Source organism: Pseudomonas sp. MWU16-30322, assembly GCF_020515535.1.
GTDB lineage: Bacteria > Pseudomonadota > Gammaproteobacteria > Pseudomonadales > Pseudomonadaceae > Aquipseudomonas > Aquipseudomonas fluorescens_H.
Window position 1 is genome coordinate 224,411 of the sequence record NZ_JAIWYL010000007.1, and the last position, 14,729, is coordinate 239,139.

General features: G+C 61.1%; 14 protein-coding genes. 5 read left to right on the forward strand and 9 right to left on the reverse strand.

The genetic code is table 11. The features are described 5' to 3' along the window. Positions 1 to 9: 9 nt before the first annotated feature. From LCH64_RS16370 to aspA, 6 genes are all read right to left on the reverse strand, one after another. Positions 10 to 1,110 (reverse strand): polyamine ABC transporter substrate-binding protein, encoded by a 1,101-nt coding sequence (locus tag LCH64_RS16370; protein WP_226500750.1) that lies wholly within the window; start codon positions 1,108 to 1,110, stop codon positions 10 to 12. After that, positions 1,107 to 2,132: a histone deacetylase family protein gene (locus LCH64_RS16375; protein WP_103484635.1), complete on the reverse strand. Its 1,026-nt coding sequence runs from the start codon at positions 2,130 to 2,132 to the stop codon at positions 1,107 to 1,109. The genes LCH64_RS16370 and LCH64_RS16375 overlap by 4 nt, the downstream gene beginning before the upstream one ends. A gap of 268 nt (positions 2,133 to 2,400) precedes the next feature. Further along, positions 2,401 to 3,396: an AraC family transcriptional regulator gene (locus LCH64_RS16380; protein WP_201136217.1), complete on the reverse strand. Its 996-nt coding sequence runs from the start codon at positions 3,394 to 3,396 to the stop codon at positions 2,401 to 2,403. A gap of 203 nt (positions 3,397 to 3,599) precedes the next feature. After that, positions 3,600 to 4,604, reverse strand: a complete 1,005-nt coding sequence (locus LCH64_RS16385; protein WP_226500751.1) for an asparaginase — start codon at positions 4,602 to 4,604, stop codon at positions 3,600 to 3,602. Between the two features lie 170 nt (positions 4,605 to 4,774). Next, a complete protein-coding gene (locus LCH64_RS16390; protein WP_103484633.1) occupies positions 4,775 to 6,220 on the reverse strand; it encodes an alanine/glycine:cation symporter family protein in 1,446 nt (481 codons plus the stop codon). Between the two features lie 532 nt (positions 6,221 to 6,752). After that, positions 6,753 to 8,177 carry an aspartate ammonia-lyase gene (gene aspA, locus LCH64_RS16395; RefSeq protein ID WP_003229645.1) on the reverse strand — a complete coding sequence of 475 codons (1,425 nt, stop codon included), beginning with the start codon at positions 8,175 to 8,177 and terminating at the stop codon, positions 6,753 to 6,755. A 180-nt stretch (positions 8,178 to 8,357) separates the two neighbouring features. Here aspA and LCH64_RS16400 point away from each other — a divergent pair, with 180 nt between their 5' ends. Beyond that, complete coding sequence (locus LCH64_RS16400; protein WP_201136219.1) at positions 8,358 to 9,269, forward strand: LysR substrate-binding domain-containing protein; 912 nt, start codon at positions 8,358 to 8,360, stop codon at positions 9,267 to 9,269. A gap of 60 nt (positions 9,270 to 9,329) precedes the next feature. On the opposite strand, the gene LCH64_RS16405 is transcribed toward LCH64_RS16400, so the two are convergent. Further along, the gene (locus tag LCH64_RS16405; RefSeq protein WP_003229643.1) at positions 9,330 to 9,899 is read right to left on the reverse strand and encodes a hypothetical protein; all 570 of its coding nucleotides are present in this window, start codon (positions 9,897 to 9,899) and stop codon (positions 9,330 to 9,332) included. Between the two features lie 424 nt (positions 9,900 to 10,323). Here LCH64_RS16405 and purE point away from each other — a divergent pair, with 424 nt between their 5' ends. The 4 genes from purE (at position 10,324) to LCH64_RS16425 (ending at position 12,893) form a co-directional block, all read left to right on the forward strand. Next, entirely contained in the window at positions 10,324 to 10,815 is a 492-nt protein-coding gene (gene purE / locus LCH64_RS16410) for a 5-(carboxyamino)imidazole ribonucleotide mutase (RefSeq protein ID WP_003229641.1), read from the forward strand. Between the two features lie 10 nt (positions 10,816 to 10,825). Then, positions 10,826 to 11,908, forward strand: a complete 1,083-nt coding sequence (locus LCH64_RS16415) for a 5-(carboxyamino)imidazole ribonucleotide synthase (protein ID WP_003229637.1) — start codon at positions 10,826 to 10,828, stop codon at positions 11,906 to 11,908. 111 nt (positions 11,909 to 12,019) lie between these two features. Next, complete coding sequence (locus tag LCH64_RS16420; protein ID WP_003229635.1) at positions 12,020 to 12,265, forward strand: GlsB/YeaQ/YmgE family stress response membrane protein; 246 nt, start codon at positions 12,020 to 12,022, stop codon at positions 12,263 to 12,265. 91 nt (positions 12,266 to 12,356) lie between these two features. Then, positions 12,357 to 12,893 carry a DUF3299 domain-containing protein gene (locus LCH64_RS16425; protein WP_103484631.1) on the forward strand — a complete coding sequence of 179 codons (537 nt, stop codon included), beginning with the start codon at positions 12,357 to 12,359 and terminating at the stop codon, positions 12,891 to 12,893. A 127-nt stretch (positions 12,894 to 13,020) separates the two neighbouring features. Here the strand turns inward: LCH64_RS16425 and LCH64_RS16430 are convergent, their stop codons facing one another. Both LCH64_RS16430 and LCH64_RS16435 read right to left on the reverse strand, forming a co-directional pair. Beyond that, on the reverse strand, positions 13,021 to 13,920 hold the full coding sequence (locus tag LCH64_RS16430; protein WP_226500752.1) for a D-hexose-6-phosphate mutarotase: 900 nt from the start codon (positions 13,918 to 13,920) through the stop codon (positions 13,021 to 13,023). 58 nt (positions 13,921 to 13,978) lie between these two features. Further along, complete coding sequence (locus tag LCH64_RS16435) at positions 13,979 to 14,383, reverse strand: acyl-CoA thioesterase (RefSeq protein ID WP_003229628.1); 405 nt, start codon at positions 14,381 to 14,383, stop codon at positions 13,979 to 13,981. Positions 14,384 to 14,729 lie beyond the last annotated feature (346 nt).

Genomic DNA, 14,729 nt, shown 5'->3' on the forward strand with positions numbered 1-14,729 from the left:
GGCGGCGGCTCAGGTGCCGGACTTGATCTTGGTCCAGGCCCGGGTGCGTGCCCGCTCGGCATCCCGCGGCAGCGGTTGCAGGGTGTAGAGCGTGCCCATTGCCGCATCGGTCGGGTACAGATTGGGGTTGTTACGGATCGCCGGATCGACCAGTTGGGTGGCGTCCTTGTTCGGGTTCGGGTAACCGACAAAATCGCTGACTGGCGCAATCACCGCCGGTTGCAGCAGGTAGTTGATGAAGGTGTAGGCGTCCTCCGGGTTCTTCGCGCCCTTGGGAATGGCGAGCATGTCGAACCAGATCGGTGCGCCTTCCTTGGGCAGGCGCATGTCGACCACGACACCGTTCTTCGCTTCTTTGGCGCGGTTGGCCGCCTGCGAGAAACTGCCGGAGTAACCGACCGCGACGCAGATGTCACCGTTGGCGATATCGGCCATGTATTTGGAGGAGTGGAAGTAGGTGATGTACGGCCGGATCTTCATCAGCAGCGCTTCAGCTTTCGCATAGTCCGCCGGGTTTTTGCTGTTGGGGTCCAGACCCAGGTGTTGCAGGGCCAGTGGCAGGATCTCCGACGGCGAGTCGAGCAGGGCGACGCCGCACTGCTTGAGCTTGCTGATGTTCTCTTTCTTGAAGATCAGGTCCCAGCTGTCCACCGGCGCGCTATCGCCGAGCGCGGCCTTGACCTTGGCCGGGTTGAAACCGATCAGGATCGTGCCGTACATGTACGGCACGGCGAACTGGTTGCCCGGGTCGTTGGCCTCGATCAGCTTCATCAGTTTCGGATCGAGGTGATTCCAGTTCGGCAGCTTGCTGCGATCCAGCGGCTGAAATACGCCGGCCTCGATCTGCTTGGCGAGGAACACGTTGGACGGCACCACTACGTCATAGCCGGAGTTGCCGGTCAGCAGCTTGGCTTCCAGTGCTTCGTTGGTGTCGAAGATGTCGTAGACCAGTCTGGTCTGGGTGTTCTGTGCCTTGAAGTCTTCCAGCGCCTTGGGCGTGATGTAGTCGAACCAGTTGTAGACGCGCAGGGTGCGTTCTTCGGCGTGGGCGCCGACGCTGAGCAGCGCCGCGCACAGTGCTGGCGCAATGCAGTGCTTGAGTCGGCTCATTGTGCAAAACCTTCCAGCACATTTACTGCGTTGATGCCGATTTCTTCCACCGCGTAGCCACCTTCCATGACGAACAGCGTCGGTTTGCCGAGGGCGGCGATGCGCTTGCCCATGGCCAGGTAATCCGGGCTGTCGAGTTTGAACTGCGAGATCGGATCGTCCTTGAACGTGTCGACGCCCAGCGACACGACAATGATGTCGGCGCCGTAGCTGTCGATCTCGTTGCAGGCCTGTTCCAGCGCCGCGCTCCAGGTGTCCCAGCCGGAACCGGCCGGCAGCGGATAGTTGAAGTTGAAGCCTTCACCGGCACCTTCACCGCGTTCATCTTCGTAGCCGAGGAAGAACGGAAACTCGGCTTCCGGGTGGCCGTGGATCGAGGTGAACAGCACGTCGCTGCGCTCGTAGAAAATCGACTGAGTGCCGTTGCCGTGGTGATAGTCGACGTCGAGGATCGCGACTTTCCTGTGGCCGGCATCGAGGAATGCCTGGGCGGCGATGGCGGCGTTGTTGAGGTAGCAATAACCGCCCATCAAATCGCCGGCGGCGTGGTGGCCCGGTGGCCGGCACAGGGCGAAGGCGCTGTGCGCGCCGCGCTGGATTTCGGCCTGGGCGGTGAGGGCGACTTGCGCTGCGCTGTAGGCTGCTTGCCAGGTGCCGGCGGTGATTGGCGCACCGCCGTCGAAGCTGTAGTAACCGAGCTGGCCGTGCAGGCTGGTCGGTTTGATCTGCCGCAGGGTGCGCGCTGGCCAGGTGTAGGGCAGCAGGTCACCGTCGGTGTTGAATTCGGTCCAGCGCGCCCATGCGCCTTTGAAGAAGTCGAGGTAGTCGCGGCTGTGGATGCGTGCGATCGGTTCGAGACCGAAGTCCTTCGGCGCTTCCACCGGGCCGAGATTCTGATTCTTGACCCGTTGCAGCACGTGGTCGGCGCGCGACGGCATTTCGAAGCACGGCTTGAGCTGGCCGTCGATGAGTTCGCAGCGGCCGTGGTGCAGGTGGTGATCGTCCGAGTAGATCGTCAGCATTTGTTGTTCTCCGCAGGGGGCTGATTCGGTTGCCCCCAGTGTTGCGGCGCGCGGCGAATCGGAGAACGGCAGGAAAGGCCAAAAGGGGATCGATATGGCCAAAAACTCTGACCGCAATTCGCCCCTCTTTTCAGTACAGCCTTGCTTCGATTCAGGCATGAAATGCATCCCGGTGGGAGCGGGCTTGCTCGCGAATACGGTATGTCAGATAAATTGCTCGCGACTGACACTGCGCATTCGCGAGCAAGCCCGCTCCCACATTGGAACATCAATGAGGGCGAAACTGGCTCGGCGCAACACCGCTCCAGCGCACGAACGCATGGCGGAAGCTCGCGGTCTCGCTGAAACCCAGCGTTTCGGCGATGCGGTAGATCGGCAGTTGATCCTCACACAGCATCTGCTTGGCCCGCTCGAAGCGCAGTTCGTCGAGCAGTTCCTGATAACTGCTGCCCATGTCCTTCAAATGGCGGCGCAAGGTGCGCGGCGAACATTTCATCTGCTGGGCCAGTCCCTCAAGCCCCGGTGCGGCATTGAGCTGGGCACTGAGCAACTGGCGAATCCGCCCGAGCCACGCTTGCCGTCCGGTGAACTCGATGTTCTGTTTGCGGCAGCGTTCGGCCATGGCCTGGTGGGTGATGCTGTCGGCCAATGGTAACGGTTGATCGAGCCAGCGCCGGTCGAAGGCGAAGGCGTTGTCCTTGGCGGCGAAATGCAGTGGGCTGTTGAAGTGCTCGGCATAGCTGTCGCGATAATCCGGCGCGGCATGTTCAAAACGTGTCGCCCGCAACGGCAGCGGATGCCCGAGCAAGTCGTCGCAGATGACCTTCAACGACACCAGGCAGAATTCCGCGTTGAACACCGCCATCGACGGACTCTCGCGGTAATCGGCGGCGACGAACCAGACCTGCTCGCCATCGTCTTCCAGGCTCAGTTCGAAAAGTGTTCCCAGCAGCGCCGGATAGCGAATCGCCAGGCGCAAAGCGTCACCTAAGGTGGCACTGGTGAGCAGCGCGTAACCGAGGATGCCGTAGCAGGAAACGTGCATCCGCCGCCCCAGTTCCAGGCCAATGTCATGCTTGAGCGCGACGGCGTTGGCGCAGACCTGCATCTCCTGATTGGTGGTGATGCGCGTGTCGGCGCGGGCCAGATCTGCCGTGCTGATGCCGCTGCCGGCCAGCAGCGCGTCGCTCGACAAGCCTTCAGCCTTGAAGGTGTTGAGCACCAGCGAGACGGCGTTGAGCGTGGTGAGGTGGGAGTGCAGCATAAGATCTTCCAGCCTGGGGGATGCTGGAAACGGCAGCAAGTTATATGCCGTACGCGGATCAACCAGTACGAGGGCTGTTGTGGCGAGGGAGCTTGCTCCCGCTGGGGCGCGCAGCGGCCCCAAAACACTGCGACGGCTGCGCAGTCGAGCGGGAGCAAGCTCCCTCGCCACAGGGGCTCACTCCTGCAGGGTATTGCGTTGCGTCAGATCAGTTCGCCACACAGGTCGAGCTCGATCAGGCGCCGCACTTCGGCCGATTCCAGGCCTGCACCCAGCAGTGCCTGCAATTTGCCGAACGCTGCTTCGCGGGTCATGCCGCCACCGGACAGCACGCCAACGCCGCGCAAACGGCTGCCGGCTTCATACACATCCAGCTCGACACCGCCTTCATGGCACTGCGTGACCGCGACCACCACCACACCGTTGTCCCGCGCGCGGCCGAGGCTGGCGAGGAATTCTGGATTGTCGCTCGGCCCGGTACCGCTGCCGTAGCACTCCAGCACCAGACCTCTGATACCGCTGGCCAACAGGCCATCAACCACCTCGGCGCCGATGCCGGGGAACAGTGGCAGCACAGCAACCTTGGCCAGTTGTTTCGGCTGGTTGTAGTTCAGTGCGGCCGGAATCGACGGCGCTTTCACCCCGCCGCCCTGACGCTCCAGGCGCTTGAACGGATGACGACCGAAGCTGCGCACTTTCGCGCAGCGGGTCGGCGCCAGCAGCTCGCCATGGAAGTACAGGTGCACGCCCGGCGCCAGACCCTGACCCAGAGCAACCAGCGCGCCACCGAGGTTTTCCCAGGCATCGCTGTCGGTGACGCCGGCCGGCAGCATCGAGCCGGTGAAACACACGCGGGCATGCAGGCCGAGCAACTGGAAACTCATCGCCGCAGCGCTGTAGGCCAGGGTGTCGGTGCCGTGCAGGATCAGCACGCTGTCGCAGCCTTGCACGTCCACCGCATCGACCACTGCTTCACGCAGTTGCTGCCAATAGGCCGGGGTCATGTTGGCGCTGTCGATCAGCGGCGCCATTTCCCGGAAGCGCCACTGCGGCACCACCAGCTCAGGCTGGCTGTGCAGGTAGTCGCGCATGCGGGCTTCGAAACCGGACGCCGGGGCCAGACCGTTGGCGCTGGCCTGCATGCCGATGGTGCCACCGGTGTAGAGCACCATGACGTGTTGGGCGGCGGGGAAGGAATTGGCAATCATCTGAGGGTCTCCACAAGAGATGACATTGTAGGAGTGAGCCTGCTCGCGATAGCGGTTCATCATTCAACATGAATGTTGGCTGAAAGACAGCTATCGCGAGCAGGCTCACTCCTACAGGTATTGCATCACAATAACTGACGGGCGCAGGGGATGCGCCCGTCATTCACCTGTCAGCGTTGCGCTGCAGGCACGCCTTGCGGCTCGGCTGCGGTCTTGCCGGCGGCTGGCGCCTCGGCCGGCCAGGCCTTCAGGTCCAGGTCCAGATCGGCAAATTTGCTCGAGTCGAACACGGGCTGCTTGATGCCGGCGCGGCGCTGCTCATCGTAGTCGCGCATCACGCGCATGCCGACCTTGAACAGCATGGCCAGGGCCATCAGGTTGACGAAGGCCAGGCAGGTCATGGTGATGTCAGCGAAGGCGAATACGGTCGAGAGGTCTTGCATCGAACCCCATACCACCAGCGCCAGGACCAGACCGCGGAACACCATCAGCAAGGCGCGGTTGCGGCTGAGGAACTGCAGGCTGTTTTCGCCCAGGTAGTAGTTGTAGAGGATGCAGGTGAAGACGAACAGCGACAGCGCGACGCTGACGAAGATGCGGCCCCAGTCACCGACCACGGCGGCCAGCGAGTTCTGGGTCAGGACGATGCCGTCACCTTCGAAGCCCGGGGTGTAGAAGCCCGACAACAGAATCAGCAGCGCGGTGCAGGTGCAGATCACGAAGGTGTCGAGGAACACGCTGAAAGCCTGAACCACGCCCTGAGCGCCCGGGTGTTTCACCGAGGCCACGGCGGCGACGTTCGGCGCACTGCCCAGGCCTGCTTCGTTGGCGAACACGCCACGCTTCACGCCCATGACGATGGCGCTGCCGAGCAGGCCGCCGAAGGCCGGGTCGAGACCGAAGGCGCTCTTGAAGATGGTTTCCAGCATGGCTGGCACGTGTTCGATCTGGGTGCCGATCACGTACAGGGTCACGCCGATGTAGGCCAGGGTCTTGACCGGTACCAGCAGGTCGGACACCGCGGCGATGCGCTTGATGCCGCCGATGAAGGTGATGGCCAGCAGCACCGCCAGGACGATCCCGGTGTGGCGTGGGTCGAAGGCAAAGGCGTTCTGCAGCGAGTGGGTCACGGTGTAGGACTGCAGGCCGATGAAGGCGAAGCCGTAGGTGACCAGCAGCAGGATCGAGAACACCACCGCCATGCCTTTGAGTTTCAGGCCGTGCTGGATGTAGTAGGCCGGGCCACCACGGTACAGACCGTCGCCATCGGCGCGCTTGTAGACCTGAGCCAGGGTGCATTCGAAGAAGCTGCTGGACATGCCGACCAGTGCGGTCACCCACATCCAGAACACTGCACCTGGCCCGCCGAGGGTTACGGCGATGCCGACACCGGCGATGTTGCCTGCACCGACACGGCCGGCAAGGCTGAGCATCAGGGCCTGGAACGAGCTGAGTTGTCCGCCGCTGCTTTTGAGGCTGTCGCGGAACACCGCGAACATGTGGAAGAAGTGCCGCAATTGAACGAAACGCGAGCGAATCGTGAAGTAGCTACCGAGCCCGACAATGAGCACGATCAGTACTTTCCCTGAGAGGAAGTCGTTGATGACTTCGAGCATGGATTTTTCCTCGCTGTTTTTTGTGTAAGCAAATACTGGACGGTGGAAACATCGTGTTACACCGGTGTGCACGCGGCACGACAGGTGAGGCGATGGTTTCGTCCCGGATCCATTTCGCGGGTTTGTTATTAGTTCGGGTTTCGCATGGGTTATGGCCTCGTTACCGACGACCGCTCACGCGAAGAGGGGCGGCACTATACCGATCAGTGCGGCGCCCGTCTGCACGCTCGTGGTGCAAGCGACGAAACGAAGCTTTGAAACACCCGGCGTTACCGGCGCCGGGCTTGTGCGGGAATTGCTCTTTTGTGGGAGCGGGCTTGCTCGCGGATGCGGTGTGTCAGATTCATTCTGGTCGACTGACACGACGCCTTCGCGAGCAAGCCCGCTCCCACATGAAGCAGTCCCCAGACATACGGGTCTCAGGGTCGGAAAGTTAAAAAAAAGGGCTTGGGGACTGATCCCCAAGCCCTCAAAAGGTGAGAGGTGTCTAGTCCCTCGACCTGGTGAGCGGTGCTACAAGTAACGCGTCGGCTCAGGCTTTGAGCGGAACCAGACGCGGGGCAATCATGTTTTCCGGGCGCAGGATGTCGGCGAGCATCGCTTCGTCGAGCAGGCCTTCTTCGCGCACCAGTTCCAGCACGCCGCGGCCGCTTTCAAGGGCGATACGGGCGATGCGGGTGGCGTTTTTGTAGCCGATGTACGGGTTCAGCGCGGTGACCAGACCGATCGAGTGCTCGACCAGTTCGCGGCAGCGCGCTTCGTTGGCGGTGATGCCGACGATGCAGTGCTCGCGCAGCATGTCCATGGCGCGTTGCAGCAGGCGGATCGAGTCGAGGATCTTGAACGCGATCAGCGGCTCCATCACGTTCAGTTGCAGTTGGCCGCCTTCGGCTGCCATGGTCAGCGCCAGATCGTTACCGATGACCTGGAAGGCCACCTGGTTAACGGCTTCCGGAATCACCGGGTTGACCTTGCCGGGCATGATCGAGCTGCCTGGCTGACGCGCTGGCAGGTTGATTTCGTTGATGCCGGTACGTGGGCCGCTGGACAGCAGGCGCAGGTCATTGCAGATCTTCGACAGCTTGACCGCGGTGCGCTTGAGCATGCCGGAGAACAGCACGAAGGCGCCCATGTCGGAGGTGGCTTCGATCAGGTCGGCGGCGGGCACCAGCGGCTGACCGCTGATCAGTGCCAGGCGTTGTACGGCCAGCGCCTGATAACGCGGGTCGGCGTTGATGCCGGTGCCGATCGCGGTGCCGCCCAGGTTCACTTCAGTCAGCAGTTCCGGGGCCAGCGTCTTCAGACGGGCCAGGTCTTCGCCCATGGTGGTGGCGAAAGCACGGAACTCTTGACCCAAAGTCATCGGCACGGCGTCTTGCAGCTGGGTACGACCCATCTTCAGGACGTGGTTGAATTCTTCACCCTTGGCCGCGAAGGCCTGAATCAGGCTGTCGAGGCTGGCCAGCAGCGCGTCGTGACCCAGCAGCAGACCCAGGCGGATCGCGGTCGGGTAGGCGTCGTTGGTCGACTGCGCCATGTTGACGTCGTCGTTCGGGTGCAGGTACTGGTACTCGCCTTTCTGGTGACCCATTGCTTCGAGCGCAATGTTGGCGATCACTTCGTTGGCGTTCATGTTGGTGGAGGTACCGGCGCCACCTTGAATCATGTCGACCACGAACTCTTCGTGGAAATCACCGCGGATCAATCGGGCACAGGCTTCGCTGATGGCAGCGTGCTTGGCTTCGCTCAGATGACCCAGCTCACGGTTGGCGTCAGCGGCGGCCTGTTTGACCATGGCCAGACCGACAACCAGTTTCGGGTAATGCGAAATCGGAACGCCGGAGAGACGGAAGTTGTTCACCGCTCGCAGGGTCTGGATGCCGTAATACGCTTGAGCCGGTACTTCGAGGGCGCCAAGCAGGTCATTTTCTGTGCGGAAAGATGCAGCGGAGGACATGATAGAAATCATCTCGATATGGACCCGGTCTATGCCGGAACGCTGCGAATGCTAGGCTTCCGGGATTTTTTGGGCCAATGCTGTTAAACACTGGCCTATGCACATTCGGCATAATGCCGGTGTGACGCCGCGTGCGCGGCAGACGTGTGACCTGTTTTGGTGCGTGTCCGGGAGGACGTGATGAATCTGGAAAGCAAATGGCTCGAGGACTTCAGTGCCCTGGCCGCCACCCGCAGCTTCTCGCAGGCGGCCGAACGGCGCTTCGTGACCCAGCCGGCCTTCAGTCGGCGAATCCGCAGCCTCGAGGCCGCACTGGGGCTGACGCTGGTCAACCGCTCGCGCACGCCGATCGAGCTGACGGCGGCCGGGCAACTGTTTCTGGTGACTGCGCGCACCGTGGTCGAACAGCTCGGCGAAGTGCTGCGTCATCTGCATCATCTGGAAGGCGGGCAGGGCGAGGTGATTCAGGTCGCGGCGGCGCACTCGCTGGCGCTGGGCTTCTTCCCGCGCTGGATCGCGCAACTGCGCAACGAAGGCTTGAACATCGCCACGCGGCTGGTGGCGACCAACGTCGGCGACGCGGTGCACGCGCTGCGCGAAGGTGGCTGCGACCTGATGCTGGCGTTCTACGACCCGGACGCGGCAATGCAGATGGACCCGGAAATCTTCCCGTCGCTGCACCTGGGCCAGACCGAAATGCTGCCGGTGTGTGCAGCGGACGCCGATGGCAAACCGCTGTTCGATCTGGAAGGCGAAGCCAGTGTGCCGCTGCTGGCCTATAGCGCCGGGGCGTTTCTCGGACGTTCGGTGAATGGTCTGCTGCGCCAGCGTCAGTTGCGCTTTACCACCATTTACGAAACCGCCATGGCCGACAGCCTCAAGAGCATGGCGCTGGAAGGCCTCGGCATCGCCTGGGTGCCGCAATTGAGCGTGCGCGCCGAACTTGGCCGAGGTGAACTCGTTGTTTGCGGCGGCCCGCAATGGCATGTGCCGCTGGAGATTCGTCTGTATCGCTGCGCACTGGTGCGCAAGGCCAACGTGCGCTTGTTGTGGCGCAAGCTTGAGGGCGGGGCAGCCGGCCCGGCGACTTGAGGGGCCCAGGCGTGAAAGTCCCAATGGGCTTTCACGCTGTTGTTCATGATTTAAAGCGTTTCAAGCATTTTCTTCGAGATACTTGCGGATTCTTTCCCGGTTTTTATCACTGAAGCGTTTGGCATTGCCTCTGAGAGAGGATTCAAGCGATCCGGAGGCCATGATGGTTTCATCCCACCAACCGTTGTAATAAACCTCGAAGTCTTCATGGCGTGCGCCGAACATATGCCCCACTTCATGCGCGGGTGTCTGGTCACCGTTAATGGATGCAATGGCAACAAAGCCCGTTTGACTTGCAATCCCTGCAACCGTGCTGCTGAGATTGTCGCGTGTCAGCAGAAGATACTTGCGCGTGTGGTTGGTATAAGTGTCGGCGGGTTGGGTCTGTTTATGCTGTTCGACTTTTTTAGACCAGGAAAGAAGTGTCTGTTCCGGGCTGTCAATCTTGTAGCTCAGGTCCGTGAGAGCCGGCGCGTCTGAGGGTGACTTGAAAAGGATTGCGAGCGGCCGTCCGGAAAGTGTTTCGAATTCCTTGGCCAACCATTTGAATTGTTTTTCGTAAATATCATCAGCGTCATGATCTGCCAGATCCTTATGAACAAACACTAATAACAACAATGGGTGTGGCATTTAAATGCTCCAATGGTTTCTGGATTCGGTGGTGGGTGCCGAAAATATTGATAATTTAATAAGGGCGAAATATTTTATTAAGTTGAAGTTCGCAAGTTGCCGGGACTTCACGTTGTTTATATAACATTGGTAGCGTGTGACGCGGCTGGTTAGTGTTTTAGCTTTTATTTCCTGATGCTCTTTACTTGGCGTTTATCGGGTGCAGTTCAGGGGCGATGTTCTTGATTCTCGAGTCAATAAAACCGCTGTATTGCCTCGGCTGACAGATGGTCGAATCGGGGGCTGTTTATTGCTTTCTTTGCGGTATACTGCGCGGCCTTCGGCCGGCACGTCCGGCCATTTTTCGTACAATCAAGCCACGCAATCCTGCGTGGCTTGTTGTTTTTGACGCGCCTGCGGGCGCCCAGAGAGAAGAGGCGCGACGATGAGTGCACTGGTTGGCGTGATCATGGGCTCCAAGTCCGATTGGTCCACCCTTAGCCACACCGCCGATATGCTGGAAAAGCTCGGCATCCCGTACGAGGTCAAGGTGGTTTCTGCCCACCGCACCCCGGATCTGCTGTTCCAGTACGCCGAAGAGGCTGAGGGCCGCGGCATCGAGGTGATCATCGCCGGTGCCGGTGGCGCAGCCCACCTGCCAGGCATGTGTGCGGCCAAGACCCACCTGCCGGTGCTGGGCGTTCCGGTGCAGTCGTCGATGCTCTCGGGCGTCGATTCGCTGCTGTCGATCGTGCAGATGCCGGCCGGCATCCCGGTTGCCACCCTGGCCATCGGCAAGGCCGGCGCGATCAACGCTGCGCTGCTCTCGGCGAGCATTCTCGGCGCCAAGCATCCACAGTTCCACGCGGTACTGAAAACCTTCCGTGCCGAGCAGACAGACAGCGTCCTGGACAATCCAGACCCACGTATTGCCTGAGGTTGTTGAGATGAAGATCGGTGTAATCGGTGGCGGCCAGTTGGGCCGCATGTTGGCGCTGGCGGGTACTCCGCTGGGCATGAACTTCGCTTTCCTCGACCCTGCGCCGGACGCTTGCGCCGCGGCACTGGGCGAACACCTGCGGGCCGATTACGGCGATCAGGATCACCTGCGCCAGTTGGCCGATGAAGTCGATCTGGTGACCTTCGAGTTCGAAAGCGTCCCGGCCGAAACCGTGGCGTTCCTCTCGCAATTCGTGCCGGTGTACCCGAGTGCCGAAGCCCTGCGCATCGCTCGCGACCGCTGGTTCGAGAAGAGCATGTTCAAGGACCTGGGCATTCCGACCCCGGCCTTCGCCGACATTCAGTCGCAAGCCGACCTGGATGCCGCCGTGGCTGCCATCGGTCTGCCGGCCGTGCTGAAAACCCGCACCCTGGGTTACGACGGCAAGGGCCAGAAAGTCCTGCGCAAGCCGGAAGACGTGGTCGGTACGTTCGCTGAACTGGGCAGCGTTGCCTGCCTGCTGGAAGGCTTCGTGCCGTTCACCGGCGAAGTCTCGCTGATCGCCGTACGTGCCCGCGATGGCGAAACCAGGTTCTATCCGCTGGTACACAACACCCACGACAGCGGCATCCTCAAGCTGTCGGTGGCCAGCACCGATCACCCGCTACAGGCGCTGGCTGAAGACTATTCCAGCCGCGTGCTCAAGCACTTGGATTACGTCGGCGTGATGGCGTTCGAGTTCTTTGAAGTCGACGGTGGCCTGAAGGCCAACGAAATCGCCCCGCGCGTGCACAACTCCGGGCACTGGACCACCGAAGGCGCCGAGTGCAGCCAGTTCGAAAACCACCTGCGTGCCGTTGCCGGCCTGCCGCTGGGTTCGACGGCCAAGGTCGGCGAGAGCGCGATGCTCAACTTCATCGGCGTGGTTCCGCCGGTGGAGAAGGTCATCGCCATCGAAGATTGCCATCTGCACCACTACGGCAAAGCCTTCAAGGCCGGGCGCAAGGTCGGTCACGCCAACCTGCGCTGCGCCGACATGGCCACGCTGCAGGCGCAGATCGTCAAGGTCGAAGCGCTGATCGCCGAGTAAAAGCAGTTTCATCTGGCCGCGGCGGAACCATTGCGGGGCCGCCGTTCTCTGATGGCAGGATGCGAAAGTCTGACTAGGCTTTCGCATATCTACTATTCAGAGGGAAATGCCATGGGAATTATCGGAACCATCTTTATCGGCTTGATCGTCGGCCTGCTGGCACGCTTTCTCAAACCGGGCGATGACAGCATGGGCTGGATCATGACCATCCTGCTCGGTATCGGCGGTTCGCTGGCAGCCACCTACGGCGGCCAGGCCCTGGGCATCTATCAGGCAGGTCAGGGCGCAGGCTTCATTGGCGCACTGGTCGGCGCGATCGTGCTGCTGGTGATCTACGGCCTGATCAAAAAGAACTGATCCAAAGCGACAAAGCCCTCTCTGCCAAACCGGTGGGGAGGGCTAGAATGCGCGGCGACTGTTCGTCCCTTCTTTTTTACCGAGCTCCTCCATGCGCCGCATTTTGTTGACTCTCCTTTTTCTGGGCAGCGGTTTGGCCCACGCCGGCGAACTGCCGGAAACCGACTGGCTGGAACTGATGCCCAAGTCGGACCAGAAAGCCCTCGAGGCCATGCCTGAAATCGATCACAACTCCCCGGAAGCCACCGGCACTTTCACCCAGAAGGGTGGCATGAAGCAGGCCAAGGGTTTGCCGGCGGTGATGTATTCGACCAAGACCGTGGCGGCGATGAACGACAAGCACATTCGTATCGGTGGTTATCCGGTGCCGCTGGAGTCCGATGCCAAGGGCCGCAGCACGGTGTTCTTCCTCGTGCCGTACCCGGGCGCTTGCATCCACGTGCCGCCACCGCCGCCGAACCAACTGGTGCTGGTGCGTTATCCCAAAGGCTTGAAGCTGGATGACATCTACACGCCGCTGTGGGTGACCGGTACGCTGAAGATCGAGAAGGTCAACAACGATCTGGCGGACGCGGCGTACGCGCTGGATGCGGACAAGGTGCGGGTGGTGCAGGAGTCCGATCTCTAAACACCTGTCGCAGAACCCAATGTGGGAGCGGGCTTGCTCGCGAATGCGGTGTATAAGAGAGATTAATGTATCTGACACACTGCATTCGCGAGCAAGCCCGCTCCCACAGTTTGTTTCGCACCAGGGTTTAAAGCGGTTTGCTGCCGACGCTGACACCCATCGTATGGCTCACACCCGAGCCCAGCGTGAACACGTCATCCATCACATTCGCCGTCTCGATGCACAGCATGCGCTGCCAGCCATCGTTGTCCATGTCGCTGAACGCCGCTGCGCGGTCGATCCACGGGTTCCAGATCACCGCCGTGCGTGAGCCAGTGGCGGTCAGCACGATGCGCCGTTTCCAGGTCGGATCGACGATGCTCAGTTGCGGCGGAGCGTCGAGGTAGATGCGGTCGGTTTCCCCGGCGAAGCGTAGTTCGCCCTGCTGTTTGTGGGTATTCCAGTTGTCCAGAGTCTCGATGTAGTCCAGGCCGTCCACACCGTCGACGTGCACGTTGCGCACATCGCTGACCGCGAAGTAGCTGTGCAGCGCCTGGCTGATGCTGACGCTTTCGGCGCCCCGGTTGTGGCTGGTCAGGCTGATGTGCAACTGATCATTCAGGTGCAGGGTCAGGGTCAGGTCGACCTGGTGCGGCCAACCCGGGAAGCCACCTTCGGGGTAGGGCAGCTTGAACTCGACCTTGATGCCATCGTCCTCGGCTTCGATGCCGCCCAGTTGCCAATCCATCGCCCGGACGAAACCGTGGGACGCTGCCGGTTCTTCGCTGACGCGCATGGCTTGCACGCTTTGCGGGTTGCGATCAAACACACCGAACCACGGCCAGCACACCGGCACACCGGCGCGGATGCTCTTGCCAGTCTTGAACAGCGCCTTGTCGTTGAGCCAGATGATCGGCGGCTGACCGTCAACCTGATAACTGAGGATGTGCGCGCCTTGCTGGGCCACCAGCACTTCGGCCTGACCGTGGCGGATGCGCCAGCAGTTCAGTTCATCCAGTTTCACGGCTTCAACGTTGGGCGTGTTCATGGGACAGCTCTCGATCAGACACTTGGGACGACTATCGACCGCAAAACCGCGGCGAGGTTTAACGCGCGCGTGGCGGTACCGAACGGGTACGACCGCTGCCGTCAATGGCGACGAAGACGAACACCGCTTCGGTCACTTTACGCCACTCGCTGGACAGCGGATCGTCGCTCCACACCTCGACCATCATCTGGATCGAGCTGCGGCCGATTTCCAGGGTCTGGGTGTAAAAGGACAATTGCGCGCCCACAGCGACCGGCACCAGGAACGCCATGCGGTCGATGGCCACGGTCGCCACACGGCCACCGGCAACGCGGCTGGCCATCGCAGTGCCGGCCAGATCCATCTGCGCCACCAGCCAGCCGCCGAAAATATCGCCAAAGCCGTTGGTTTCGCGGGGGAGTGCGGTAATTTGCAGGGCCAGGTCGCCTTGCGGGATCGGATCTTCTTGTTCGAGCTCTATCATGCCGGGGGTGCCTCTGACCCGTGACTCTTCTTTGGTATTGCTGGTGGTAGCCGTCTTCGGGAAAAACGATTCAGCACCGAACATACTGCGTTCGTCACGTTTTCCATAAGGCAACTAAAGGGGAAACTCTGCGAAACCGGCTGATCCCGTTCAAAGGCCGGGCCAACGACGTTTTCGCACAGCAACCCCCTACAAACCGGAGCAAGGTTGCGAGTATATCGGTCGGTAGACTCCGCGACGACCATCGGGTTCTGATTTTGACCGTCAAATACGCGCCTCTATGTGCTTTTTCGAACAATTTGCTATGGTGCCGAACCTGCCGAAGCCACAGCCAGCGTTGTTGTGG

Coding starts and splice junctions, on each gene's coding strand:
- LCH64_RS16435 (WP_003229628.1), bottom strand. CDS start 14,383: ATGATAGAGCTCGAACAAGAAGATCCGATCCCGCAAGGCGACCTGGCC.
- LCH64_RS16390 (WP_103484633.1), bottom strand. CDS start 6,220: ATGCTCGAAGTCATCAACGACTTCCTCTCAGGGAAAGTACTGATCGTG.
- LCH64_RS16430 (WP_226500752.1), bottom strand. CDS start 13,920: ATGAACACGCCCAACGTTGAAGCCGTGAAACTGGATGAACTGAACTGC.
- LCH64_RS16415 (WP_003229637.1), top strand. CDS start 10,826: ATGAAGATCGGTGTAATCGGTGGCGGCCAGTTGGGCCGCATGTTGGCG.
- LCH64_RS16400 (WP_201136219.1), top strand. CDS start 8,358: ATGAATCTGGAAAGCAAATGGCTCGAGGACTTCAGTGCCCTGGCCGCC.
- LCH64_RS16420 (WP_003229635.1), top strand. CDS start 12,020: ATGGGAATTATCGGAACCATCTTTATCGGCTTGATCGTCGGCCTGCTG.
- LCH64_RS16425 (WP_103484631.1), top strand. CDS start 12,357: ATGCGCCGCATTTTGTTGACTCTCCTTTTTCTGGGCAGCGGTTTGGCC.
- LCH64_RS16405 (WP_003229643.1), bottom strand. CDS start 9,899: ATGCCACACCCATTGTTGTTATTAGTGTTTGTTCATAAGGATCTGGCA.
- aspA (WP_003229645.1), bottom strand. CDS start 8,177: ATGTCCTCCGCTGCATCTTTCCGCACAGAAAATGACCTGCTTGGCGCC.
- purE (WP_003229641.1), top strand. CDS start 10,324: ATGAGTGCACTGGTTGGCGTGATCATGGGCTCCAAGTCCGATTGGTCC.
- LCH64_RS16375 (WP_103484635.1), bottom strand. CDS start 2,132: ATGCTGACGATCTACTCGGACGATCACCACCTGCACCACGGCCGCTGC.
- LCH64_RS16385 (WP_226500751.1), bottom strand. CDS start 4,604: ATGATTGCCAATTCCTTCCCCGCCGCCCAACACGTCATGGTGCTCTAC.
- LCH64_RS16370 (WP_226500750.1), bottom strand. CDS start 1,110: ATGAGCCGACTCAAGCACTGCATTGCGCCAGCACTGTGCGCGGCGCTG.
- LCH64_RS16380 (WP_201136217.1), bottom strand. CDS start 3,396: ATGCTGCACTCCCACCTCACCACGCTCAACGCCGTCTCGCTGGTGCTC.